Origin of the sequence: Mycobacterium sp. AMU20-3851, from assembly GCF_043974665.1 — a bacterium.
Classification (GTDB): domain Bacteria; phylum Actinomycetota; class Actinomycetes; order Mycobacteriales; family Mycobacteriaceae; genus Mycobacterium.
The window spans coordinates 803,238-827,677 of record NZ_CP146371.1; the positions used below are offsets into that span (position 1 = coordinate 803,238).

Consider the following 24,440-nt stretch of genomic DNA (forward strand, 5'->3'; position numbering starts at 1 on the left):
GCAAAGTTCCTCTCGTCAGCGCCCGCGAGGTCAGCTGTCGGGTTCGGGCAGGAGAGGTTGCCCGGCCTTCGGCGTCTTGCGACGTCTTCTGGCTTCACCCCAAGGAACCGGTACTGCAGTTCCTGGTCTGCTTGTCGGCGGACCGGTGGGTCCCCCGCCTCCATCCAGTGGTTCGTGTTGGCCCTCGGCTGATGGATGGAGCTCGGCGCAATCAGACGAGGCAGGCCAATCGATTTGGGTCGAACGGCTTGGCACGACGGTAACGGTTCTCCCGTCGACCGTCATCTCGGCGCGGTTCCGGCGTTTCGGGTGGCTGCAAACTCTGAGAGGACTTTAAAGGCGCAGGCGATCCGGGCGTTTCCGCAGGTGTTTTCGTGACTCAAACCGCAGGTAGCCAGTTCGTGATCATTTCGTGATGTGATACAAATCACGTCTATCCGCCGGCGAACGGGGGTAAGACATCGACCGTTTCGGTTGTTTGGAGCACGACGTTTTTATCTCGCACCGCGACGCCGTCGCGCAGGAAAGAGCAGCGTGCGAGGACTTTCGCCAATTCGGGTCCGCGCCGGCCGAGTCCGTCGACGAGCGTGTGAATGGTGGTGCCCGTGGGACAACGCAACGTTTCGGTCTCGATTCCCGCAGCGGCCCGCGCGGCCGCGAAATATCGGACGGTGATCTGTACTTCGGACATGCTCACCCGCCGATGGCGCTCATCGGCCGGTCCGGCTGGACGAAGCTCGGATCGTTGATGCCATGCCCGGCCGGTTTGGCCCACATCGCCGTCCGCCACGCCGCCTCCACCGCGTCGTCGTCGGCGCCGCCGCGCAACAGTGCGCGCAGGTCGGTCTCGGTGGTGGAGAACAGGCAGCTGCGGATCTGGCCGTCGGCGGTCAACCGGGTGCGATCGCAGGCACCACAGAACGACTCCGAGACCGAGGCGATGACGCCGACGGTGCCCTCGCCGCCGTTGACCCGCCACAACTGTGCCGGCGCCGACCCGCGCGGGCCGGGATCGGGTGCCAGATCGAAGTGCCGGCGCAGCGCGCTCAGCACGGTGTCCGCCTCGATGGTCTTCGCGCGCGTCCACTCGTGTCCGGCGTCCAGCGGCATCTGTTCGATGATCCGGAGCTGATAGCCGTGCTCGAGACAGAAGGACAGCAGTGGCACCACGTCATCGAGGCCAGTCCGCGGGTCGAGCACCGCGTTGACCTTGACCGGACCCAGGCCGGCTTCGGCGGCGGCGGCCAGACCGGCCAGCACATCGGCCAGCCGGTCCCGTCGGGTTATCTGCGCGAAGTGCTCGGCGTTGACGGTGTCCAGGGAGACGTTGACCCGGTTCAGTCCGGCCTTCTTCAGCTGCGCGGCCCGGCGTGCCAGTCCGAGACCGTTGGTGGTGACCGCGATCTCCGGGCGTGGCCGCAGCGCGGCAGCGGCGGTGATGGTCTGCTCCAGATGCGGGGACACCAGTGGCTCGCCCCCGGTGAACCGGATGCTGGTGATGCCGAGCCGGGTCACCGCGATGCGCAACAGCCGGGCCAGCTCGTCGGCGCTCAGCAGCTGGCTGTCGGGCAGCCACTGCAGGCCCTCGGCCGGCATGCAATAGGTACAGCGCAGATTGCAGCGGTCGGTCAGGGACACCCGCAGATCGGTGGCGATCCGGCCGTAGGTGTCCAGCAGCGGGCCGTCGGCGGGCATCCCCGGGGCGGGGGCGCGTCCCGGCATGGGCAATCCGAGGTCGGTCAGGCTCACCGCGACACCCCGGCAAAGGGCTCGTCGGTGGGCACGATCTCCTTGCCAAGCGGCATCAGCGACACCGGGATCAACTTGATCGTCGCGATCGCAAGGGGGATACCGATGATCGTGATCGCATACGCGATCGCGGAGATGACATGGCCGATCGCCAACCAGATACCGGCGACGAGCAGCCAGATGATGTTGCCGACGGTGGCGCCCGGTCGCACGCCGGGCTTGTCGACCACCTTGTAACCGAACGGCCACAGCGCGTAGACGCCGATGCGGAACGCGGCGAATCCGAACGGGATGGTGACGATGAGAATGAAGCAGATGATCCCGGCCAGGAAGTAGCCCAGCGCCAGCCAGAGGCCACCGAAGATCAACCAGATGACGTTCAGTACTAGGCGCATGGTCTCCTCCAGGCTGTCGCACTAGCCTACTTGTTAGGATCTTCCGCATTGCGTCCTGCGCAGGCGGGACGCATTACTTATGTGATCTATCAAGACGGACGGGTGAGCGCAGTGCCAACCGGCAAGGTGAAGTGGTACGACTCCGAGAAGGGCTTCGGCTTCCTTTCTCAGGAGGATGGCGAGGACGTATACGTGCGTTCGTCGGCGCTGCCGTCGGGTGTCGAGGGACTCAAGGCCGGCCAGAAGGTCGAGTTCGGCCTGGCTGCCGGGCGCCGTGGCCCGCAGGCGCTGCAGGTCCGGCTGCTCGATCCGCCGCCGAGCCTGTCCCGGACCCGGCGCGAGGCGGCGACCGTCGAGCACAAGCACACTCCGGACGAGCTGCACGGCATGGTCGGCGACCTGATCACCCTGCTGGAGAACACCATCCAGCCCGAGCTGCGCAAGGGTAAGTACCCCGACCGCAAGGTGGCCCGGCGGGTGTCCGAGGTGGTCAAGGCCGTCGCCCGCGAACTCGACGCCTGACACGCCGCCCGCGGGGCACACTGGCCGTATGGCCTACGTGAACCCCCAGGGTGATTTCAACCGGGACACCAACTACATAACTGATCGGATCACCGCCGACGGTGCCGACGGTTATCCGGTCGAACCCGGCCGGTACCGGCTGGTGGTCGCGCGGGCCTGCCCGTGGGCCAACCGGACCATCATCGTGCGGCGCCTGCTCGGCCTGGAAGACGCTCTCTCCATCGGCTTTTGTGGGCCCACCCACGATGAGCGCAGTTGGACGTTCGATCTGGACCCCGGTGGTGTGGACCCGGTGCTGGGTATCCACTATCTGCGCGACGCCTACAACAAGCGCATCCCGGACTACCCGAAGGGCGTCACGGTGCCCGCGATCGTCGACGTGCCCACCGGCGCGGTGGTCACCAACGACTTCGCGCAGATCACCCTGGACTTCTCCACCGAGTGGACCGCCCACCACCGAGAGGGCGCCCCACAGCTCTACCCGGAGCCCCTGCGGGACGAGATCGACGAGGTCGCCCAGCGCATCTACACCGAGGTGAACAACGGCGTGTATCGCTGCGGGTTCGCCGGTTCCCAAGACGCCTACGACGCCGCGTATGACCGGCTGTTCACCGCACTGGACTGGCTGACCGAAAGGCTGAGCGGGCAAAGGTTTCTCGTGGGCGACACCATCACCGAGGCCGATGTCCGGCTGTTCACCACGCTGGCCCGCTTCGACCCCGTCTACCACGGGCATTTCAAGTGCAACCGGTCCAAGCTCACCGAGCTACCGGTGCTGTGGGCCTACGCCCGCGACCTGTTCCAGACCCCCGGCTTCGGCGACACCATCGATTTCGTGCAGATCAAGCAGCACTACTACATGGTGCACACCGACATCAATCCCACCCGCATCGTCCCGAAGGGGCCGGAGCTGGCCAACTGGCTGACCCCGCACGGCCGGGAATCGTTGGGCGGCAGGCCTTTCGGTGACGGTACCCCGCCCGGGCCGACCAGGCCCGGTGAAGAGGTCCCGGCCGGTCACTCCGCGGGCTGAAAGTCCGTCACCGACTCCGAATACTCCTCGTCGGTATCCCACGTGGTGCGCACCGACCACTCGGCGTGTGGCACCGGGAATTCGTTGCCCGCCTCGTCGCGCACCAGCGTGGGCAGCTGCACGACGATCCCGGTCAACTTGCCGAAGCGGGCGTCGACGCTGGGGATCTTGACCGTCTTGGCGGCGCCCGGACGGAATTCCTGCACCACCGGGGCCGCGGCATCCTCGTAGGTGCGCACCAACAACCAGGGCCCCCGCGCGATCGCCGGGTCGACCGCCAGCTGCACCGGGTGCCGCGTATTCAGTGCCAGATCCGCGGTGGTTTCCGGGAAATCGCAGTCGTCCAGGTCGAGGACCGGGCAGTACAGGAACGGGCCCACCCGGACGGTGTGCCCGTGCGAGTAGGCACTGATCTCGGGGTAGTGCGGCCCGCTGTCCCGGCTGAGTTGCCACACCAGCACGCCGGTGCCGACCGATGCGAGCAGGGTAAGGACCGCGAGGATCGCCACGCCTTTCTTCATCGAGTGCCCGCCGCCGTGCTGCCGGGATAATTCACGTGTCCGCCTTCGGTTTCGGCCAGGACGGGGCGGTTGCCGCCGAACCCGGGGATGAGCGATGCGCCGTTGTAGCTGACCAACGTCTGGGCCAGCCCGAGGATCAGGATCGCGGTGATGGTGGTGAACCCGGCCCACAATTCGGTGTAGATCAGGACTCCGGTCGCGCCGCCGATCACCCAGGCCAGCTGCAGCACCGACTCCGACCGCCCGAACGCCGACGCCCGGGACTCCTCGGGCAGGTCGTCTTGCAGGGACGCGTCCAGGGAGGCCTTGGCGATGGCGCTGGCGCCCGAGGTGATCAGGGTCGCGACGGCGGCCACCAGCAGGTTCGCCGTGAGCGCGGTGGCCAGCGCCACCAGCGTCACCGCGATCGCGGCGCGCACCACCAGCAGCGCCGGGCGTCCCAGTTTGAGCCGGGCCGCGGTGAAATTGCCGGCGAAGTTGCCGATCGCTGCCGCGGCGCCGATCAGGCCGAGGATGCGCAGCTGCTCCCAGCCGCCGTCCCCGTGCGCCTTGGCCACAAACGCGGGGTAGAGGAACAGGAATCCCACCATCACCTTGATGGTGCAGTTGCCCCACAGCGCGGTGATGATGTTGCGGCCCAGCGGCTGTCGGGCCGCCTCGCGTTGCGGATGGCGGCGCAACTGATCGGTGCCGCCGTGATAGCTCAGGGTGGCCGGCACCTCACCGGCGGTGACCTCCACCCACTTCGGGATGCGCATCGACAGCACGGCGCCACCGATGGTTGCGGCCACCAGCACGTAGAGCGCCCCGGGCAGTTCGGCGAGCTTGAGCAGATACTGCGCGCCGGCCGCGATGCCGCCGCCGATCACCGTGCCGCCGAGCAGACCGAACGTCGTCAACCGCGAGTTCACCCGGACCAGATCGATGCTCGGGGGCAGCACCCGCGGCGTCACGGCACTGCGTAACACGCTGAATGACTTGGACAACACCATCATTCCCAGTGCACAGGGATAGAGCACCCAGGACGGGAAGCTGCCTTCTGTGCCGTCGAAGTTGGCGATCAGTACCACCACGAGCACCGTGCGCAGCGCGAACGACGCCGCCAGCGCGACCCGGCGGCCATGCTGCAGACGGTCCAGCGCCGGACCGATCAGCGGGGCGATCACCGCGAAGGGTGCGATGGTGATGAGCAGATAGAGCGCGACCTTGCTCTTGCTCTCGCCCGAAGCCGCCGCGAAGAACAACGTATCGGCCAAGGCGACGGCCATCGCGGCGTCCACCGCGAAGTTGGCGACCACCGGCCACGTCAGCGCCGTCAGCCCGGACTTGTCCGCACCGTCCGCGGTCGCCGCCCGGTGCACCAGGCCGTACATCTTCGAGCCCATCTCCCGGCTGCGCGCCGCAGCCGCACGGGTCACCGTGATGCGCTCACCCGCGGCAGTACCGGCGCGCGGCGGGGGCTCGGTGCGGCGCTGTCTGGTCTCATCGTCCAGCGGCGGCAACCAGCGGTTCGCGCTCGGAGTCTGCTGCCTGCCCGCCCCGCGCCGGGGCATCTCCCCGTCGCTCGGATAGTTGGCCATGCCGGGATGCTCATCGCCGGACGGAGGCCGCGGCGGGTAGTAGCGGGGATCCCGGGAAGACACGACACCGATTGTCCCTTAAAGCCCGGGCGGCCGTGTGCAGGCCACCGGTGTGGCTCTGACGCACATGGTCAGGCAATATGGACACCGATGGACAGCATGACCGAAGCGACCGACCAGGCCCCGGACACCGCGCAGGCGCAACAGCGGCCGCCGGCGCTGGAGGCACTGCTCATGGGTGCCGTCGACTCCGCCCGCAGTGCGATCGAGGAGTTCAGCGGCGAAGACACCGTCGGCGAGTACCTCGGCGCGGTCTTCGAGGACCCCACCGCGGCGACGCACCGCTTCCTCGCCGTGCTGCCCGGGTATCAGGGCTGGCAGTGGGCCGTGGTGGTGGCCGGCTATCCCGGTACCGATCACGTCACCATCAGTGAGGTCGTGCTGGTGCCCGGCCCGACGGCGCTGCTCGCACCCCAGTGGGTGCCGTGGGACCAGCGCGTGCAGCCCGGCGACCTCAGCCCGGGCGACCTGCTGGCCACCCCGCCGGATGACCCGCGGCTGGTCCCCGGCCATATGTCCAGCGGGGATCCCGAACTCGACGAGATCGCCGGTGAGGTGGGGCTGGGACGGCGTCGGGTGCTCAGCCTGGAAGGCCGCCTGGACGCCGCCGAACGCTGGCACGAAGGCGAGTTCGGTCCGTCGTCGGCGATGGCCCGCGCCACCCGCCGGGTGTGCCGCGACTGCGGCTTCTACGTACCGCTGACCGGATCGCTGGGCACCCTGTTCGGGGTGTGCTGCAACGAGATGTCCGCCGACGGCCGCGTGGTCGAATGCGAATACGGCTGCGGTGCCCACTCGGACACCCCGGTGCCGGCCGGTATGGGATCACCCGCCTTCGTGCCCTACGACGACGGCGTCATCGACCCGACCTGAGCGCCTTCGGCTGAGCCCTAGGCGCCTTCGGCCGGCCCCTAAGCGCCTTCGGCGGCGGCCTTGATCCGCGACAGGGACTCGTTCATCCCGTCGACGAGCTCCACCTCGAAGCTGGGCACCCCGCCCATCGCGGCGTTCACCAGCACCGTCGAGACCTTCTTGATCCCGTTGGGTGCACGACGGCTCTCCACCACCCGGGTGCCGCCGCCGACCGGTTCGAGTTCGTAGCTCCATTCGGTGCCGTTGGCGTCCACCCGGAAGGTGAGCTTGCGCTCCGGGTCGACCTCCACGATGGTGCAGGTCGTCGGCCAGAACAGCAGGCCTCGGCGGTTCCAGTTGATGGTCCGGGCACCGGCCCGCAGCGGGCCGAACATCTTCATGGCCCGGCATTGCGGGCTCCACTCCGGCATCCGGCGCAGGTCGGAGACCAGCTCCCAGACCTCGGCCACCGGCGCGTCGATCTGGATCTCCGCCTGCAGCAGGTCGGCTCCCATATGTGCTCCTCGAATCAGGTCAGTCCCTGCTGCGCACCCCGATCGCCGCGGCGTGCGGCGCGTCGTTGCAGCAGGAAGATGGAGGTGCCGAGCAGACCGACACCGAGGCCGGCCACCGTGATCGGCCGCCAGTCGTGCAGGTCGGGGACTGTGAACGCCAGCACCAGCGCGATCAGCCAGCCCACCGCGATCACACCGATCACCGGCACCGGCTCGAGCAGTCGCGGGGGCAGCGGGGGCGGCTCCGGCGACGTGTTCGCAGACATCGGGATTCAACCTAGTCGATGGCCGCTGGGTATTGTTCGGACCTGTGGCAGACGACGTCGACCCTCGACTGGCGAGTGATCTCTCGTTGGCTGTGGTGCGTCTGGCCCGTCAGCTCCGCTTCCGGCGACCCGATTCGCCGGTGTCGCTGACCCAGTTGTCGGCGCTGGCCACCGTGGCCAAGGAAGGCCCGATGACCCCCGGCGCGCTGGCCGCCCGCGAGCGGGTCCGTCCGCCGTCGATGACCAGGGTGATCGCCTCGCTGGTGGATGTGGGCTTCATCGACCGCAGCGCCCACCCCGACGACGGCCGGCAGGTGCTGATCTCGGTGTCGGCCAGTGGCACCGAGCTGATCGAGGCCGAGCGCCGGGCCAGCCGGGAATGGTTGGCCCAACGCCTGGCCGAACTCACCGCCGAGGAGCGGGCCACCTTGCTGGCTGCCGCCGATCTGATGCTCGCCATCGTGGACGAAGGCGCCTGACCTGGCCGACGTATTCGACATCGAGGATCCCGCCGATCCGCGCCTCGATGACTTCCGTGACCTCAACAGCGTCGACCGCCGTCCCGACCTGCCCAGCGGCAAGGGGCTGGTGATCGCCGAGGGTGTGCTGGTGGTGCAGCGCATGCTGGCCTCCCGGTTCCGTCCGCGCGCCCTGCTGGGCACCGATCGCCGCCTCGGTGAGTTGGCGGCCGACCTCGACGGCGTGGACGTCCCGTACTACCGGGCGTCGGCTGAGGTGATGGCCGCGGCGGTGGGTTTCCACCTCAACCGCGGCGTGCTGGCCGCCGCGCCCCGGCCCGGGGAACTGTCCGTCGACGAGATCATCGCCGGTTCCCGCACCGTCGCGGTGCTCGAGGGCGTCAACGACCACGAGAACCTGGGGTCGATCTTCCGCAATGCCGCCGGGCTGGGGATCGACGGTGTGCTGTTCGGCACCGGCTGCGCCGACCCGCTGTACCGGCGCGCGGTCCGGGTGTCGATGGGGCACGCGTTGCTGGTGCCCTACGCGTGGGCGCAGTCCTGGCCCGACGATCTGCAGGTGTTGCGCGACAAGGGCTTCCGGGTTCTCGCGATGACGCCGAACCCGTCTGCCCCGACGCTGGCGGCAGCGATGGCCGACCTGATGGAGGACAGGGTGGCGATGATGGTCGGCGCCGAGGGGCCCGGACTCAAGGAACACACCATGCGGTCCGCCGATGTGCGGGTGCGGATTCCGATGTCCCGGGGCACCGATTCGCTCAACGTCGCCACCGCCGCCGCGCTGGCCTTCTACGAGCGCGCTAGGTTGAATCCGTGACCAGAACCGAGACGCCGTGGGGGACGGGCCTGACGGTCGCGGCTTTCGTCGCGGGCGTGGTCGGGGTCGCGATCGTGGTGCTCAGCCTCGGGCTGATCCGGATCCACCCGCTGCTCGCGGTGGGGCTGAATCTGGTCGCCGTCGGCGGACTGGCCCCCACGGTGTGGGGCTGGCGCCGGCTGCCGGTGTGGCGGTGGTTCGTGCTGGGTTCCGGCGTCGGTGTCGCGGTCGGCTGGGTGACGGTGCTGGCGCTGGCGCTGTCCTAATTCAGCAGTAGCTCGGCGAATTTCTTCTGCCACGCCGGGATGTCGTCGGCCCCGACGATGCGTAGCACCACCTGATCTGCGCCTGCGGCGTGGTGATCGGCGATCCGGTCGGCGATCCGCTCGGGCCCGCCCCACGCCGAGATGCCGTTCAGCAGGCGGTCGCTGACCAGATCGATGTCTGCCTCGGTGAAGCCCTGGCGCAACAGGTTTCGACGGTAGCCGCCCTGTGATGCCAGGAACTCCAGGGGGCCGGCGGCGGCACGGCGCGCGTCCTCGCGGTCGGTCAGTGGTATCACCATGAGTAACACCGCCAGTGTCCGGTCCGGCCCGAGCAGCTGTCTGGCAATCGTCACGTACTGCGGTGTGACGAGGTACGGATAGGCGCCGCCGGAGCGTTCCTGGGCCAGCGTCAGCATCTTCGGTCCGAGGGCGGCCAGGACCCCGGCCCGCACGCCCGCGGCGTCCAGTTCGTCGAGGTAGCCGCCCACGGTCTCCAGCGGCCGATAGCCTTGTGCGCCACCGATTCCCACGATGAACCGGCCCGGAGGCAGCTCGGCATGTGTCGCCACGACGTCGGCCGCCGGCACCCGCGACACCGGGATGATCCCGGTGGCCACCGGAATCGTGGTGGTGGCGCGCACCGCCTCCGCGACCATCGGCAGGACTCCGGACCGCCACAGGGTGGCGTACCCGAGTTCCTCTGCGCGCCGGGCCTCCCGGGCGACTGCGGCGACGTCATCGGTGTAGGGCAGGCTGCTGGCCAGTCCGATCGAACTCATGCCCGCAACGCTAGGACCTGAACTTCACTTCAGGTCAAGACCCGACAGTGACTCCGGCAGATCCCCATGGTGCAGCACGCCGAGGCGCTGGGTGGCGCGGGTGAGGGCGACGTAGAGTTCGGCGGCCCCGCGTGGCCCGTCGGCCAGGATTCGGTCCGGTTCGACCACCAGCACCGCATCGAATTCCAGACCCTTGGTCAATGCCGCGGACACCGTCCCGGGTACCCCGGGCGGGCCGATGACCACACTGGTGCCTTCCCTCGTCGCTTCTTCAGAGACGAATTCTGCTATGGCAGAATCCAATTCGTCCTCGGTCACCTTCTTCGACCACGGCTGGACGCCGCACGAACGCACCGATACCGGCGGCTGGATGCCGGGGGCGAACTCGGCGAGCACCGCGCCGGCGACGGCCATGATCTCGGCCGGGGTGCGGTAGTTCACGGTCAACGGCCGGTACGCCCAGCGGTCCTTCACGTATGGGGACATCATGGCCTCCCAGCTCCGGGCGCCGGCCTCGGAGCGGCGTTGCGCCAGATCGCCGACGATGGTGAACGACCGGGCCGGGCAGCGTCGCATCAATACCCGCCAGTCCATCTCGGAGAGCTCCTGGGCCTCGTCGACCACCACGTGCCGGTAGGTCCAATCCCGGTCCGCGGCAGCACGTTCGGCCAGTTCACGGTTGTCCTGCTCGATGAACCGGTCGGCCAGCTCCTCGGCTCCGATGAGGTCGGCGGCGATCAGATGATCCTCATCGTCCATCAGGTCCTCGCGGGCCACCATCAGGTCCAGCACGCCCGCCGCGTACGCGGCCTCCTCCTGTCGCTCCTTCTCCGCCGCGGCATCGGGTTTGATCCCGCCCAGCAAGTCCACCAGCTCGTCGAGCAGCGGGACGTCCGAGACGGTCCAGGCCCGGCCGTCGGCACGCAGCAGCGACTCGTCGGCGCCCGCGGCCTGCAGCCGATCCGGGGATTCGTAGAGGTCTGCCAGCAGGGCTTCCGGGGTGAGCTCGGGCCACAGCTCGTCCAGCGCGGCCTTGAACCCGTCGTGGTCTTCGAGTTCGTCGATCAGCTCGGCGCGCAGATGCTCCCAGGCCTGTTTGTCGTCACGGGTCAACCAGCCCTTCCCGATTCGGGCGATGGCCCGCTCGGTCAGCGCCCAGGTCACCACATCGACGAACACCGCCCGGGCGTCGTTGTGCGGCATCCCGGCTTCGCGCGCCTCCTGGATCGCCCACCCGGCGATCCCGGCGTCGATCTGCACGGTGACATCGGCCAGTTTGATCGGCAGCGGTTCCTCGGGGGTGCGCTGGCGATCGGCGACGGCGGCGGCCAGCACGTCCAGCATCTTCAGCGAGCCCTTGGCGCGCGCAGCCTCGGGTGTGTCCTCGCCGGTGGTGTGCAGACCGGGGACCAGGTCGCCGGTGGTCATGAACACCACGTTGGTTTCGCCGAGCGAGGGCAGCACCCGACCGACGTGGTTGAGGAACGCCGGGCTGGGCCCGATCACCAGCACACCATGGCGTTCCATCCGCTCCCGCTGGGTGTAGAGCAGGTAAGCCACCCGGTGCAGCGCCACGACCGTCTTGCCGGTACCCGGACCGCCCTCGATGATCAGCACACCCGGGTGGTCCAGCCGGATGATCTCGTCCTGCTCGGCCTGGATGGTGGCGACGATGTCGCTCATCCCCTCGGTGCGCGGTGCGTTGACCGCTGCCAGCAGCGCCGCATCGCTCGATCCGTCCGGCTCATCGGGACCGGGCCGGCCCAGGACCTCGTCGGTGAAATCCAGCACCTGACGTCCGCGGGTGTGGAACTGACGGCGCCGCCGCATGCCCTCCGGACTGGCGGCGGTGGCCACGTAGAACGGCCGGGCGGCGGGGGCCCGCCAGTCCAGCAGCAGCGGCTCGTAGTCGTTCTCGTTGTCGAACAGTCCCAGTCGGCCGATGTAGGACCGCTCACCGTCGATGCTCTCCAGTTGCCCGAAGCACAATCCGCTGTCTGCCACATCGAGCCTGCTGACCTCTTTGCCCAGCGCGCGGACGTGGGCGTCCCGGTTCACCAGGGTCGAGCCATCCTGCTTATCGATGTCACCGCGCAACGCCGCCGCGTAGAGGTCCTTGGCACGCGCCCGGTCGCCGTCGAGTCGGGCGTAGAGCGCGTCGACATAGTCGCGCTCGGCCTGGAGTTCGGCTTGGTAGTCGTGGGTTGACATGTGCCCCTTGTTGTTTCGTATGGTGTGGCTCACAGGTTCAGTAGTTTCGTCGCGGCCGTCGTTGCCCCGTCGGTGCAGATGCGTTCGGCCGTGGCCATCGCTCGGTTTCGGGTCGCGGGAGTCAGTACCAGCCTAAGCGCCCGCGCGAGTGAGGTGGTTGTCGGCGTCGGGTCCCGGTGCGCGACGCCGATGCCCAACGCGTCCACCCGGGAGGCCCAGTACGGTTGGTCCACGATCTGCGGGATCACCACCTGCGGCGCGCCCTTGCGGGCCGCGGTGGTCGTGGTGCCGGCTCCGCCGTGATGTACCACCGCCGCCACTTGGCCGAATAGGTCTTGGTGGTTGACCTCACCGACGACGATGCAGTCCGGTTCGTCGGTCGTCAGCCCCGCCCAGCCCGCGCCCAGGACCGTGCGCAGCCCCAGTACGCGGATGGCCTCGACGGCGACCCGGGACGCGTCCTCGGGTGCGGTGACGCTACCGAAGCCGACGTAAACCGGGGGCTCGCCCGCATCCAGGAATGCCCGCAGGTCATGCGGCAGTGGACGGGTGTCGGGCACGATCCAGGCGCCGGTCTGTTCGACGTTCAATTCGGGGCTCGGCTGCCACGGACTGAGCACCGGGTCGACCGCAAGCAACGGCGAGCGGGTGAAGGTGTGATCACGCACGTTGGTCACCGGCGGCAGTCCGGCCGCCTCCCGGTGCGCGTTCAACGGCGGGCCGTAGAGCACCCGGATCTTCTCGGCGTCCAGATCCCACAGCACCCGGTTGTCGGTCTCGCCCTCGGGGAACGGCTTACCCGGACGGGGCAGCGGGCGGTAGTCCGGTGACGGCAGCACCTGCGGTGTGAAGATCGCGCATCGGTACGGGATGTTCGACAGCTCGGCGACCGAGCGCATGCCGGCCGGCATGAGCCCGGTTGCGACGATGGCGTCACAGTCACGGGCTGCGTCGAGAAGTGCGAATTGATCGGCCACCAGTTCGGCAGCGAGCGTCGGCGCGTCCTTCGGCGTGGCCTTGCGGACGTGCACGAGTTCTCGGACCGACGGCCCCGTCGGCAGCGTCGGCACTCCGGCGTCGGTGAGCAGACCGGTGAAATCCGGCGGCGCGCAGATGAGTGCTTCGGCGCCGAGGTTCTGCAATTGCAGCGCCAGCGCGAGCAGCGGCTGGACGTCCCCACGCGAACCGAATGTGTAGAGCATGACCCGCATTCGCGACCCCCTGAGCGGTGAATGTGCTTTCAGGGGAGCGATTTTGCGGCATGATCCGGGTCTTGCCGCAAGCCCCGGGGTGCGCTATAAGTTGAGAGTGGGAAGGCGAACGCCTTCCCTTTCGTGTATCAGTTCTGGGCCAGCGTGCGATCTGCCAGGGCGCCCATCACCGGCGTCAGCAGTTCGGCGTATTGCCGGGTCAGGTGACCGGCGTCGAAGTACACCATGGTGTTGCCGACGATGGACGGGCAGCGGTCGGCGCTGCAGAACAGCTCGGTCACGTCGGCGTACTGGCCGCCGGCGGACTCGGTGGCCGCCCGCTCGGCCTCGATGCCGGGTCCGTGTGCCGGATTGCGTCGTGCGGTGCACGCGGTGGCGTCGTCGAGGTGCCCGGACAGGCACAGCGGCACCGGGCCCGGCGGATCCGCCGTCGTACCGAGCACCAACACCTTGGCGCCGATGCCGCGCAGTTCCCGCACCAGACCGTTGAGACTGTTGAGCCAGGCCTGGTCGTAGCGCTTCAATCCCGGGATCAGCACGTGGGCGCCGTCGGCGTCGTAGGCACGGGACGTGCTCACCACGACGAGCTGCGGTTTCTCGACGGCCAGTCGAGCCAGGATGCCCTCGCGCCACGCCGCGCACCGCTGCATCTGCTCGGCCAGCGTGTTGAAGTGCGCGTTGATCCGCAGGTCCGTTATCGGGCACCCCGCCTTTGCCATCATGATCAGCCGCCAGTGTCGCTGATCGGCGAGCTGCAGGAACGCCGGGTTGAACATTGCCGCGCGGGAGTCGCCGATCAACGCCACTGTGGTCGCGGAGGAGGTATCTCCCGCGACGCACTCCGGATGACCGGAATCAAACGGCAGTACGCGCAGGCAGCCCTTGGTCAGGATGCCCATCTGCTGGGCGGCCTGATCGGTCAGCGGCGGGTCGAGGTTTGACGGAACCTGTTCGACGTCAAGAGAATTGGCGACTGCCGCCTGGACCTGGCCGAACACATTCGCGACCTCGGCGTCGTAGGCGGCCGGGCCGGAGCCCGGTGGGACGGGTGTCGAGGTGATCGTCACCGGTTTGATCGCCGGGCCGTGGCCGACCGGGTGCGGCGTCCACGTCATCAGCAGCCCGCCGACGGCCACCGCGACCGCGGTGCAGGCCGCGCCCAGCGACAGGCCGGCCCGCGGAGAGTTGCGGATGCGGTCGGCGAACCGCAGCGGGTTCTCCACGAAACGCAAGGTGAGCACCGCCAGTCCCAGGGAGACCAGGACCGCGGCCAGCTTGGTGGGCAGCCCGATCTGATGGCCCAGCAGGGGTGGCGTGAGCACCAGCACCGGCCAGTGCCACAGGTACCACGAGTACGACACCCGGCCGATCCACCCCATGGTGGCCAGACCGAGCACACGGCCGCAGCCCTGTGTCGGCGCCGCGCAGCCGGCGCCGAGCACCAGCACCGCGCCCAGGGTGGGCACCATCGCTGCGAATCCGGGGTAGCGGGTCTCGCCGGTCAACATGACGCAGGTGACCAGGATCAGCACCAGCCCGGTCCAGCCGAGGAAGGCCGCCGCCGGTGTCGGTATCCGGCGCCAGTAGATGACGGTGAGCGCAACCAGGCCGCCGACGGCCAACTGCCAGGCCCGGGTGGGCAGCGAGAAGAAGGCCAGCGGAGGGATGAGGTAGGTGAAGAAGACCGACAGCGCCCACGACACGATCGCGACCGACGCGAGCAGTACCAGGTACGGCCGCACCGAGGCCGTGGCCGCGGTCTTGTCGGTGTGCTTGCGCCGGCGCCGGATGATCCACGCCGTGCCGATGATGAGCAGCGGCCACACCAGGTAGAACTGCTCCTCGACGCCCAGCGACCAGTAGTGCTGGAAGGGCGAAGGCGACAGCACGCTCTGATGGCCGAAGTACTTCACGCCCGAGCCGATGAACCAGTAGTTGCTGACGTACAGCGCACTGGTGATGCCGTCGATCGTTACGGCGCGGACCTGCAGCGGGGGCAGCAGCAGTGCGGCGGCGACCATGGTGACCACGCCCACCAAGGCCGACGCCGGCAGCAGCCGGCGGGCCCGCGCCGCGAAGAACTTGCGCAGCCGGACGGAGCCGGACGCACTGGCCTCCCGCCACAGCAACCCGGTGATAAGGAATCCGGAGATGACGAAGAAGACGTCGACGCCGACGAACCCGCCGCCCAGCCCGGGTACGTCGGCGTGGAACAGCACCACAGCCAGCACGGCGACGGCGCGCAGGCCCTCGATGTCCGGACGAAACGACTTGGCTGCCGCGGTCTGAGGGGCCAGGTCCGGTGGCCGGATGGGTTCCCGCTGTTCGGTGGTGCTCACCGCCACACTCGCCACTGCTGAACCACGTGCCCCGGCTCGACCATCTGCACCCTCTCCAAAGATTGCTGGAAAGAAGATAGCGGTCGTAGACCAAACCCGCACCTCTTTGATCTTGATCTTCGCTGAAAGCCCTGCGTGGTGAGAGAAACTGGATGAATATGCCAGTGAACTGCGTACTAACAACATCTCGGCGGAGGGGACGTTGGTCGGGATGTTGGCTGTACAGGGTCCGAACGTCGCCGACTCTTAAAATTAACGTGTGTGTGAAAACTTTGCTACTGCAAGTACTTGTTCGCCGAGACGTCTGGCGTGTCACACCCTCTCTGTAATATCGAACACATGTTCGAACAGGTCGCATTGGCGGGGATGAGCGATGAGGCGCTCATCTCGGCGGTGACGGCCGCGACCCGGGCCGAGGCCATGGCTGCCGCGGATCGGTTGGCGTTGATCGCCGAGGTGACAGCCCGCCAGTGTGATGACGAGGACGACGGCAGCGCCCATGCGGTGATCGATGGCTGGGCCTACGCCAAAGCGCAGGTGAGTGCGGCGTGCAATCTGGGCGAGCACGCCGCCTCCACCCAGATGCACATCGGTAGGGCACTGCGGGAGCGGCTACCCCGCACCGCGGCGGTGTTCGCGACCGGGGCGGTATCGGCGAAGGTGATCGCCGAGATCGCCTGGCGCACCCGACTGGTCATCGACGAGGAAGCCCTGGCGTTGATCGACGCCGCGATCTCGTGCGAGGCCGCCCGCTACGGCACCCTGTCAGAAATAAAACTGACCCGGGCAATCGATCTGTGGGTCCAGAAATTCGATCCCCTCGCGGTGATCCGCTCCAAGACCGCCGCCAAAGATCTCTACGTCGAATTCGACGACCGCAATGACCCGAACGGGGTGTGCTCGTTCTGGGGGCGATTGCGGGCCACCGACAAGGAAGCGGTCAAACAGCGCCTGCACGATCTGGCCGCCACCGTGTGCCCGAATGATCCGCGGCCGCTGCGCGAACGCCTCGCCGCCGCCCTGGGCACCCTCGGCATCGTCGGCCCCTCCCTACTGCGGTTGGCATGCCAATGCGGAGACCCCGACTGCGAAGGCAGCGGCAAGGATCCGCGGTCCACGGCGGTCGTCATCTACGCGCTCACCGACCAGGTGCCCGGGTCCGGTGCACGGCCCGCGCCTGAGACTGGGCCGCAGCCCACCCCGGCCCCGGCGGGGCCTGATCGGCCGGAGCCCGAGCCCACTGCCGATCCGGCCGCGCCGGAATCCGAGCCTGAGACCACGCCGGTGCCGACCCCTGAACCACACGCGCCCGACACCCGGCCCGCCGCCACCCACCCCGGCGCCGGCGCCGGCATCACCCTCGACGGCGCCGTCATCCCGGCCGCCATGCTGGCCGAACTCATCGCCACCGGCGCCAAGGTCCGGCCCCTGGCCGAAGTCGCCGACCTACCCGCCGAACGCCAATACCGGCCCTCCACCGCACTGGCCGCGTTCGTGCGCATGCAATCGCAAACCTGCAGCTTCCCCGGTTGCTCGAAACCCGCGCACCGCTGCGACATCGATCACCTCACCCCGTGGCCGGCCGGGCCCACCCACCCCGGCAACCTACGGCCGCTCTGCCGCGAACATCATCTACTCAAAACATTTCGCACCGGCCCCAACGGCTGGACCGTCACCGCCGGACCCGACGGCAGCACCGAATGGCGCGCACCGACCGGGCACACCTATGTCACCACCGCGGGCGCGGCGATCCTGTTCCCGCACTGGAACATCCACACCGACGTCCCACCACCACGACACATCAGCCTGCTCCACGACGAGCACTGGGACGCCATGATGCCCACCCGGGCCCGCACCCGCACCCAAGACCGCGAATACCGCATCAACGCCGAACGCACCCGCAACGCAACCGAACTCGCCCTCGCGGCAGCGGCGAGGGACGGCACCACCGATGGCAGCTACGTCGGCCGACGTGCGACCACTGGCAGGATCTACGACGATCCGTCCGCCACCGGCGGGATCACCAACAACAACGACCCACCACCCTTCTGACAGGGGATGGGTCGCGGCTGTTCGGTGCGAGTGGTCGGGCTCAGCGCTGGGTGCCGGACCGCACGCCCAGCAGAACGTCTTCCCAACCCGGGATGGTGGGCTTGGCCTTGCGGGCGCGGCGCGGTTTCGGAGCCGGTGCCTCGGCCACCTCGGTTTCGCCCTCGTCCTCGGCGTCGGGGGCCATCGGGGCGGGAGCCTGGGCGGCCGGAGCCTGTGGGGCGGGGGCCGGGGGCGTGGGCGGGGCCGGGACCTGAGCCACCACCGGCGCCGGGGCGGGCGCCTGCGGCGGCATCTGCACCTGGGACGGGTGCACCGGCACCTGAGCCGGAGGCTGTACCGGGACCGGCGTGACGTCGAAGTCGAGTTGGGCAACCGCGGCCACCGGTCGCAGCGGGCGCGCGAAGCTGGGATCGATCAGTTCCGAGGCGCTGTCGTCGAACGCGGTGACCGTGCCGCCGTGCGAACCGGGTGTGAAGCGGAAATGCGCCTGCAGATCCGACTTACCGGCCTTCCAGGCCAGCTGCACGGTCCAGCGGCCGTCCTCGTTGCGCCAGGCATCCCAGTTGGTCGCGTTGGGATCCAGGCCACGCGAGATCAGCGCGCTGGTCACCGTCTCCAGCAGCGTCAGCACCGACGGGCCGTCGGCGAGCACCGGGTGCGCCGCGGTCGCCAGTTCGGCCGCGCGGGAACGCTCCAACAGCACCGGGTTGGCGAACCGCTGGATCCGTTCGATGTCCTCACCGGCCAGCGCGGCCACCTGCTCCACCGATGCGCCCGCGCGAATGCGCGACTGAATCTCCTTGGGGCGCAACCCTGGGCTCACCTCGACCTCGATCTCGGTTTGGTTGGAGGTGGCCTTGTCGCCGCGCACCGCGGCCCGCAGACGATTGTCGACACGGATGGCGAAGTTGTCGCCGGAGTCAGAGGCCTCGCAGATGATGCGCTTGCCGTCCACGTCGAGCCCGACGACTTTGAGTTCTCGCATAGTGACCTCCTCTGCGCACCCTACTTTGTTATCGGCCCGTTACCGCGCAGACACGCAGGGCGAGGGGGGAAGCCGCCCTCAGATTCTTTCCACGACCCAATCCACGCACTGGGTCAGGGCGCTGACATCGTCGGGGTCGACGGCCGGGAACATCGCCACCCGCAGCTGGTTGCGGCCCAGCTTGCGGTACGGCTCGGTATCCACGATGCCGTTGGCCCGCAGCACCTTGGCCACCGCCGCCGCGTCGACCGCGTCGTCGAAGTCGATGGTGCCCACGACCTGTGAGCGCAGCTTCGGGTCGGCGACGAACGGAGTGGCGAACGACGCCGCCTCGGCCCACGTGTACAGCCGCGACGACGAGTCGGCGGTGCGGCCGACGGCCCAGTCCAGACCGCCGTTGCCGTTGAGCCAGTCGAGCTGCTCGGCCAGCAGGATCAGCGTGCCGATCGCCGGGGTGTTGTAGGTCTGGTTCTTGAGGCTGTTCTCCACCGCGATGGGCAGTGACAGGAAGTCGGGCACCCACCGGCCGGTCCCGGCGATGGCCTCGATGCGGGCCAGCGCGGCCGGGGACAGCACCGCGATCCACAGGCCGCCGTCACCGGCGAAGTTCTTCTGCGGCGCGAAGTAGTAGGCGTCGGTGTCGGTGATGTCAACCGGCAGGCCACCGGCCGCCGAGGTCGCGTCGATCAGGACCAGTGCGTCACCGGCGGGCCGCTGCACCGGCAGCGCCACACCGGTGGAGGTCTCGTTGTGCGCCCAGGCCACCACGTCGACCGACGGGTCCGAGGTGGGCTCCGGCGCGCTGCCGGCGTCGGCCTTGACGATGATCGGGTCGCCGACGAACGGGTTCTTGGCCACGCAGGACGCGAACTTCGAGCTGAACTCGCCGTAGGTCAGGTGCAGCGAACGCTTGTCGACCAGGCCGAATGCGGCGGCCTCCCAGAACGCGGTGGAGCCACCGTTGCCCAGGATGACCTCGTAGCCGTCGGGCAGCGAGAACAGCTGACGCAGACCGTCGCGGACCCGGCCCACCAGGTTCTTCACCGGGGCCTGCCGGTGCGAGGTGCCGAACAGGTCCCCTGCGGCAGCCAGTGCCGCGAGCTGTTCCGGCCGAACCTTGGAGGGGCCGCAACCGAAGCGTCCGTCTTTGGGCTTGAGTTCGGCGGGGATCGTCAGTTCGGCCATGCGGTCAGATTATCGGCCGGGGAGCACCCAGCAGAAATCAGCCGGCCTGGGGTACCACGTAGGTCGGCTGGTACGGATTCTGTCCACTCTCGATCGCCTTGGCCTTCAGGTAGGCCTCGACATCCGGGTAGCCGGCGATCTCGGCCTGCTTCTGCAGCGCGACCTGACGGGCGAGTTCGGTCTGCGCCTGCGCGGCCGCCTTGTCCGCCTCGGCCTTGGCCCGGGCCGCATTGGCGTCGGCCACGCCCTTGGCCTCGGCGGCGCGGGCATCGGCGATCGCCTTCTGCTCGGCGATGATGGCGTCCTTGAGCCCCTCGTCCACCGGGTCCGGCTTCATGACCGTCACCTGGAAATTCGTGAAGAACTCCCGGCCGTCGGTGCGCGCGCGGGACGCGCCGGGCAGCGCGTCACGCAGCGCGTTCTGGAACTCGATGCGGACCTTCTCGTCGTTCCAGATTTCGCGCCAGGTGTACTTCTGCGCCACGCTGATCAGCACCTGCTCGGCGGGCTGGCCGATGACATAGCGCAGCAGGTTGACCCAGCCCGTGGTGACCAGACCGTCGTTGTCCAGCCACCCTTGGTACTTGGTGCCGAAGTCCCGGTGGAAATCCATCAGCATGGTGCAGTCGTTGGTCAGGTCGAAGGTGATGACGACCGGCACCCGGAGTTCGGCCGGAGCGGTCGCGTTGGAGACGACGATCGTCGGATCGGCCTCGGAATCGGGGCTTCCGGTGGCGTCCCAGCTGATCTGCCGAGACGGATAGCGGTAGGCCTTGAAACCGCCCGGCGGGTTGAACGCCGAGGTCTCGGGCTCGATGCAGCCATCGACCTTGGGGTCGGCCGGGACCAGTAGGTAGTCGTCGACCTTGACCGCGGTCTGGCCCGGTCCGATCTGGGTGGCGCAGGAGGACAGGATGATCGCGCCGATGACGACGAAGACCGCCGCGACGGCGATCAGAATGAACTTCCTTTTCTTGCCGCCGCCGGACGTTGCCGTGCCGGTGATGTCGAGCCGCTTCTTCGTACTCAATGAGATTCCCCGTCCCCTGCGAGTGACGGGCGAAGCTTAGCTGGTCAGGAGTGATTTTCGCGGCTGCAGCGGTGCGGAAGCTGTGCACGCGTGCGGCAAGTTCCCCGGGAGCGTCTGCTGGCATGAATGTGCGAGCTCGCGGCAACGGGCGAACTGGGCGCCACCGGTGGACTCCAGTTGTGACAGCGGTCACATGTGACCCAGATAACCGGGCTGCAGCACAGCTGGCTTAAGCCCTGTTTATTTCCTGGGACCGCGGGTACTGTCCTTAGACATCGAGTGATCGAATGTAAACCCCAAGGAGGCCTCGACATGGCGGTCAAGGAAGCCAGGACTCGCGTCATCCGGCGGTGGCGCAAGAACATGGACGTCCGGGACGACACCGAGTACGTCGAGATGCTGGAGACGCTGTCCGAGGGGTCGGTGCGGCGGAACTTCAACCCGTACCAGGACATCGACTGGGACTCCCCGGAGTTTGCCGTCATCCCGAATGACCCGCGTTGGGTCCTGACGGACACCGATCCGCTGGGCGGGCACCCCTGGTACCAGGCACAGCCGCTGGAGCGCCAGATCGAGATCGGTATGTGGCGCCAGGCCAATGTGGCCAAGGTGGGCCTGCACTTCGAGAACATCCTGATCCGCGGGCTGATGGAGTACTCGTTCTGGGTGCCCAACGGTTCCCCGGAGTACCGCTACTGCCTGCACGAGGCGGTCGAGGAGTGCAACCACACCCTGATGTTCCAGGAGATGGTCAACCGCATCGGGATGGACGTGCCCGGTATGCCGCGACTGCTCAAGTGGCTGCAACCGCTCATCCCGCTGGCCGCCGGCCCGGCGCCGATCCCGTTCTTCTTCGGGGTGCTCGCCGGCGAGGAGCCCATCGACCACACCCAGAAGAGTGTGCTGCGCGAGGGGCGCAACCTGCATCCGATCATGGAGCGCGTGATGGCGATCCACGTCGCCGAGGAGGCGCGCCACATCTCCTTCGCCCACCAGTACCTGCACAAGCGGGTGCCCACGCTGCGACGTCGGCAGCGCTTCGGGCTGTCGTTGTTCGTCCCGCTGACGATGCGCATCCTGTGCTCGGCGATCATCGTTCCGCCGAAGGCGTTCTGGAAGGAATTCGACATCCCGCGTTCGGTGCGCAAGGACGTCTTCTTCCGCGCGCCGGAATCGCGAAAGATGCTGCGCGACATGTTCTCCGATGTTCGCATGCTGTGCGAGGACACGGGTCTGATGAACCCGCTGGCGAAGCTGATGTGGAAGATCTGCAAGATCGACGGCCCCGCCAGCCGTTACCGCAGTGAGCCGCAGCGCGAGCACCTGGTGTCGGTCGCCTAGGCCCGCCGATGCCACATGTCATCACCCAGTCGTGTTGCAGCGACGGGTCCTGTGTCTATGCCTGCCCGGTCAACTGCATCCATCCCTCACCGGATGAGCCGGGTTTCGCCACCGCGGAGATGCTGTTCATCGATCCGAAGGCCTGCGTCGATTGCGGAGCGTGCGTCAGCGCGTGCCCGGTCGGGGCGATCTCGCCGGACAGCAAGCTGACCGAGAACCAGTTGCCGTTCATCGAGTTGAACGCCGGGTTCTATCCCAAGCGTGAGGGCAAGCTGCCGCCGACGTCGAAGTTGGCGCCGGTGCTGGCGGCCCCAAAGATCGATCCGCGGCCCTCCGGCCCGCTGACGGTCGCGATCGTCGGCACCGGGCCGGCCGCGATGTATGCCGCCGACGAGCTGCTCACCCAGCGAGGGGTCCGGGTGAACATGTTCGAAAAGCTGCCCACACCTTATGGATTGGTGCGGTCCGGGGTGGCTCCGGACCATCAGAGCACCAAGCGGGTGACGCGGCTGTTCGACAGGATCGCCGCCGAACCGGGCCTGCGGATGTTCCTGAACGTCGAGGTGGGCAACCAGCTCAGCCACGGCGACCTGCTGGAACATCATCATGCGGTGCTCTACGCCGTCGGCGCACCCAACGACCGACGGCTGGACATCGAGGGCATGGAGTTGCCGGGCACCGGGACCGCCACCGAGGTGGTGGCCTGGTTCAACGGGCACCCCGACCAGGCCGGTCTGCCCGTCGACCTCGGTCACGAGCGGGTCGTCATCGTCGGCAACGGCAACGTCGCGCTCGACGTGGCGCGCATCCTCACCGCGGACCCGGATGCCTTGGCCCGCACCGATATCGCCGACCACGCGTTGGCGGCACTGCGGTCGTCGAAGCTGTCCGAGGTGGTGATCGCGGCCCGGCGATCACCGGCGTTCTCGGCGTTCACGCTCCCGGAGCTGATCGGGCTGACGTCCAACTGCGAGGTGGTGCTCGACGCCGCCGACCACGAACTGGTGCTCGCCGACCTGGCCGTCGAACAGGACCGGCTGACCCGCAACAAACTGGAGATCCTGGCGAAGCTGGGGGATGCCGCATCGCCGATCACCCGGCCCCGAATCCGGTTCGCCTACAACATGACTCCGCAACGAGTTCTGGGCGAGCAGCGGGTCACCGGAATCGAGTTCACCCTCACCGGGACAGACCGGACCCGGGTTGTGGACGCCGGTATGGTGCTGACCTCGATCGGCTACCGCGGCAAGGCCATCGCCGGCCTGCCGTTCGACGAGGCCGCGGCGGTGGTGCCCAACGACGGTGGCCGGGTGCTCGGCAGCGCCGGCGCCTACGTGGCCGGCTGGATCAAACGTGGCCCGACCGGCTTCATCGGGACCAACAAATCGTGTGCGGCCGAGACGGTGCGCAATCTGGTGGAGGACTACAACCGAGGACGGCTCGGCGACCCGGCCCACAAGCCGGCGGCGCTGGACAAGCTGGTCCGAAGCCGCCAGCCCGCGGTTGTTGACGCCGCGGGCTGGCGTGCCATCGACGCCGCGGAGATCGCCCGCGGTGGCGGGCAGCGTCCCCGGGACAAGTTCACCGAGGTCGCCGACATGCTCGCCGCGGCAGCGACCGCGCCCCGGCCGCCGGTGCACAAACGCCTGCTGGCCGGCTTGCTCCGCTAACTGGCTGTGGTGGTGATCGCCGCGGTGTCCCAGTAGAACGGGCGCACCTCGGTGATCCGCCCGTCCGCCACGCGCAGGGTCTGCAGGATCGGGAATGTGAGTTCAGGTCCGCCGGCCCGCCCGCCGGCCCGGATCTGGGTGAGCACCACCGCGGTCTCGCCGGTCGACAGGAAGTCCTGCCGCACCATCTCGAACTGTGCCCAGGCGCGGCTCATCTCGGTGAAGAACCGGGCCATCCCGTCGTGGCCCCGCCAGATGCCGCCGTTGGGCAGCGACTCGGCCTGGTACAGCACGACGTCGGGGGCGAAGTACGGCGCGAGGATGCCGAAGTCCGCGGTTCCCGGCCCGCCGGCGGCCAAATAGGCCCGCTCGGCGGCGTACATACCGCGCAGCACGGTTTCGGTCGATGCAGTCATGGTCGGTAGACGGTGGCGGCCCCCGATACGTGAGATGTGAATTCGGGTCCGCCGCAGCGGCGCAGCGTGTAAGCAAATTGCATGCGTAGCGGTCGGGTCGCGAGTATTGCAGTGGTGATCGGCATCTGGACGGCCGGTGGCCTGGGATCCCCGGGGCCCGCATGGG

24 protein-coding genes and 1 riboswitch are annotated in these 24,440 nt (G+C 68.4%); of the genes, 9 read left to right on the plus strand and 15 right to left on the minus strand.

The genetic code is table 11. From position 1 onward, the window contains the following. Positions 1-4: 4 nt before the first annotated feature. Positions 5-200, minus strand: a riboswitch (cyclic di-AMP (ydaO/yuaA leader). A 233-nt stretch (positions 201-433) separates the two neighbouring features. From V4U86_RS03995 to V4U86_RS04005, 3 genes are read right to left on the minus strand one after another with little or no spacing between them, the layout of a single operon-like run. Beyond that, complete coding sequence (locus V4U86_RS03995; RefSeq protein WP_395309998.1) at positions 434-691, minus strand: MoaD/ThiS family protein; 258 nt, start codon at positions 689-691, stop codon at positions 434-436. A gap of 2 nt (positions 692-693) precedes the next feature. Then, positions 694-1,749 (minus strand): GTP 3',8-cyclase MoaA, encoded by a 1,056-nt coding sequence (gene moaA, locus V4U86_RS04000; protein WP_395309999.1) that lies wholly within the window; start codon positions 1,747-1,749, stop codon positions 694-696. Beyond that, positions 1,746-2,144 (minus strand): YccF domain-containing protein, encoded by a 399-nt coding sequence (locus tag V4U86_RS04005; protein WP_395310000.1) that lies wholly within the window; start codon positions 2,142-2,144, stop codon positions 1,746-1,748. Before V4U86_RS04005 ends, moaA begins: the two co-directional genes overlap by 4 nt. Before the next feature lie 111 nt (positions 2,145-2,255). Between V4U86_RS04005 and V4U86_RS04010 the strand changes: the two genes are divergently transcribed. Further along, positions 2,256-2,666: a cold-shock protein gene (locus V4U86_RS04010; RefSeq protein WP_395311908.1), complete on the plus strand. Its 411-nt coding sequence runs from the start codon at positions 2,256-2,258 to the stop codon at positions 2,664-2,666. Positions 2,667-2,694: 28 nt separating this feature from the next. Next, the gene (locus tag V4U86_RS04015) at positions 2,695-3,699 is read left to right on the plus strand and encodes a glutathione S-transferase family protein (protein WP_395310001.1); all 1,005 of its coding nucleotides are present in this window, start codon (positions 2,695-2,697) and stop codon (positions 3,697-3,699) included. Here V4U86_RS04015 and V4U86_RS04020 read toward each other — a convergent pair. Then, positions 3,684-4,220, minus strand: coding sequence for a DUF2771 domain-containing protein (locus tag V4U86_RS04020; protein ID WP_395310002.1), 537 nt, complete (start codon positions 4,218-4,220; stop codon positions 3,684-3,686). The two genes, V4U86_RS04015 and V4U86_RS04020, sit on opposite strands and share 16 nt — an antisense overlap. Beyond that, a complete protein-coding gene (locus tag V4U86_RS04025; RefSeq protein WP_395311909.1) occupies positions 4,217-5,800 on the minus strand; it encodes an MFS transporter in 1,584 nt (527 codons plus the stop codon). The genes V4U86_RS04020 and V4U86_RS04025 overlap by 4 nt, the downstream gene beginning before the upstream one ends. Before the next feature lie 159 nt (positions 5,801-5,959). Between V4U86_RS04025 and V4U86_RS04030 the strand changes: the two genes are divergently transcribed. Next, on the plus strand, positions 5,960-6,733 hold the full coding sequence (locus V4U86_RS04030) for a DUF3027 domain-containing protein (protein WP_395310003.1): 774 nt from the start codon (positions 5,960-5,962) through the stop codon (positions 6,731-6,733). A gap of 38 nt (positions 6,734-6,771) precedes the next feature. Here the strand turns inward: V4U86_RS04030 and V4U86_RS04035 are convergent, their stop codons facing one another. Beyond that, positions 6,772-7,227, minus strand: a complete 456-nt coding sequence (locus V4U86_RS04035) for an SRPBCC family protein (RefSeq protein ID WP_395310004.1) — start codon at positions 7,225-7,227, stop codon at positions 6,772-6,774. 14 nt (positions 7,228-7,241) lie between these two features. Continuing rightward, positions 7,242-7,493 (minus strand): DUF2530 domain-containing protein, encoded by a 252-nt coding sequence (locus V4U86_RS04040; protein ID WP_395310005.1) that lies wholly within the window; start codon positions 7,491-7,493, stop codon positions 7,242-7,244. A 44-nt stretch (positions 7,494-7,537) separates the two neighbouring features. Here V4U86_RS04040 and V4U86_RS04045 point away from each other — a divergent pair, with 44 nt between their 5' ends. The 3 genes from V4U86_RS04045 (at position 7,538) to V4U86_RS04055 (ending at position 9,055) form a co-directional block, all read left to right on the plus strand. After that, positions 7,538-7,972: a MarR family transcriptional regulator gene (locus V4U86_RS04045; RefSeq protein ID WP_395310006.1), complete on the plus strand. Its 435-nt coding sequence runs from the start codon at positions 7,538-7,540 to the stop codon at positions 7,970-7,972. A 109-nt stretch (positions 7,973-8,081) separates the two neighbouring features. Next, entirely contained in the window at positions 8,082-8,789 is a 708-nt protein-coding gene (locus tag V4U86_RS04050) for a TrmH family RNA methyltransferase (RefSeq protein ID WP_395310007.1), read from the plus strand. Continuing rightward, on the plus strand, positions 8,786-9,055 hold the full coding sequence (locus V4U86_RS04055) for a DUF2537 domain-containing protein (protein WP_395310008.1): 270 nt from the start codon (positions 8,786-8,788) through the stop codon (positions 9,053-9,055). Before V4U86_RS04050 ends, V4U86_RS04055 begins: the two co-directional genes overlap by 4 nt. Here V4U86_RS04055 and V4U86_RS04060 read toward each other — a convergent pair. The 4 genes from V4U86_RS04060 to V4U86_RS04075 all read right to left on the minus strand — a co-directional run bounded on the left by V4U86_RS04060 (position 9,052) and on the right by V4U86_RS04075 (position 15,610). After that, positions 9,052-9,834, minus strand: a complete 783-nt coding sequence (locus V4U86_RS04060) for a TIGR03620 family F420-dependent LLM class oxidoreductase (RefSeq protein WP_395310009.1) — start codon at positions 9,832-9,834, stop codon at positions 9,052-9,054. The genes V4U86_RS04055 and V4U86_RS04060 overlap by 4 nt on opposite strands. A 24-nt stretch (positions 9,835-9,858) precedes the next feature. After that, positions 9,859-12,045, minus strand: coding sequence for an RNA polymerase recycling motor ATPase HelR (gene helR / locus V4U86_RS04065; RefSeq protein WP_395310010.1), 2,187 nt, complete (start codon positions 12,043-12,045; stop codon positions 9,859-9,861). A 29-nt stretch (positions 12,046-12,074) separates the two neighbouring features. Next, positions 12,075-13,256 (minus strand): glycosyltransferase, encoded by a 1,182-nt coding sequence (locus V4U86_RS04070; RefSeq protein ID WP_395310011.1) that lies wholly within the window; start codon positions 13,254-13,256, stop codon positions 12,075-12,077. 128 nt (positions 13,257-13,384) lie between these two features. Next, positions 13,385-15,610 carry an acyltransferase family protein gene (locus V4U86_RS04075; protein WP_395310012.1) on the minus strand — a complete coding sequence of 742 codons (2,226 nt, stop codon included), beginning with the start codon at positions 15,608-15,610 and terminating at the stop codon, positions 13,385-13,387. A 324-nt stretch (positions 15,611-15,934) separates the two neighbouring features. On the opposite strand from V4U86_RS04075, the gene V4U86_RS04080 reads away from it, so the two are divergent. Next, the gene (locus V4U86_RS04080) at positions 15,935-17,647 is read left to right on the plus strand and encodes a DUF222 domain-containing protein (RefSeq protein WP_395310013.1); all 1,713 of its coding nucleotides are present in this window, start codon (positions 15,935-15,937) and stop codon (positions 17,645-17,647) included. Positions 17,648-17,687: 40 nt separating this feature from the next. Here V4U86_RS04080 and sepH read toward each other — a convergent pair whose 3' ends face one another. The 3 genes from sepH to V4U86_RS04095 form a co-directional block, all read right to left on the minus strand. Further along, a complete protein-coding gene (gene sepH / locus V4U86_RS04085; RefSeq protein WP_395310014.1) occupies positions 17,688-18,632 on the minus strand; it encodes a septation protein SepH in 945 nt (314 codons plus the stop codon). A gap of 78 nt (positions 18,633-18,710) precedes the next feature. Further along, on the minus strand, positions 18,711-19,817 hold the full coding sequence (serC, locus tag V4U86_RS04090) for a phosphoserine transaminase (protein ID WP_395310015.1): 1,107 nt from the start codon (positions 19,815-19,817) through the stop codon (positions 18,711-18,713). 37 nt (positions 19,818-19,854) lie between these two features. After that, positions 19,855-20,847 carry a membrane protease subunit, stomatin/prohibitin gene (locus V4U86_RS04095; protein ID WP_395310016.1) on the minus strand — a complete coding sequence of 331 codons (993 nt, stop codon included), beginning with the start codon at positions 20,845-20,847 and terminating at the stop codon, positions 19,855-19,857. 312 nt (positions 20,848-21,159) lie between these two features. Between V4U86_RS04095 and V4U86_RS04100 the strand changes: the two genes are divergently transcribed. Continuing rightward, positions 21,160-22,188, plus strand: coding sequence for an AurF N-oxygenase family protein (locus V4U86_RS04100; RefSeq protein WP_395310017.1), 1,029 nt, complete (start codon positions 21,160-21,162; stop codon positions 22,186-22,188). Positions 22,189-22,196: 8 nt separating this feature from the next. Beyond that, positions 22,197-23,858: an FAD-dependent oxidoreductase gene (locus tag V4U86_RS04105; RefSeq protein WP_395310018.1), complete on the plus strand. Its 1,662-nt coding sequence runs from the start codon at positions 22,197-22,199 to the stop codon at positions 23,856-23,858. Here the strand turns inward: V4U86_RS04105 and V4U86_RS04110 are convergent. Further along, positions 23,855-24,274 (minus strand): nuclear transport factor 2 family protein, encoded by a 420-nt coding sequence (locus tag V4U86_RS04110; RefSeq protein ID WP_395310019.1) that lies wholly within the window; start codon positions 24,272-24,274, stop codon positions 23,855-23,857. The genes V4U86_RS04105 and V4U86_RS04110 overlap by 4 nt on opposite strands. Positions 24,275-24,440: the final 166 nt, after the last annotated feature.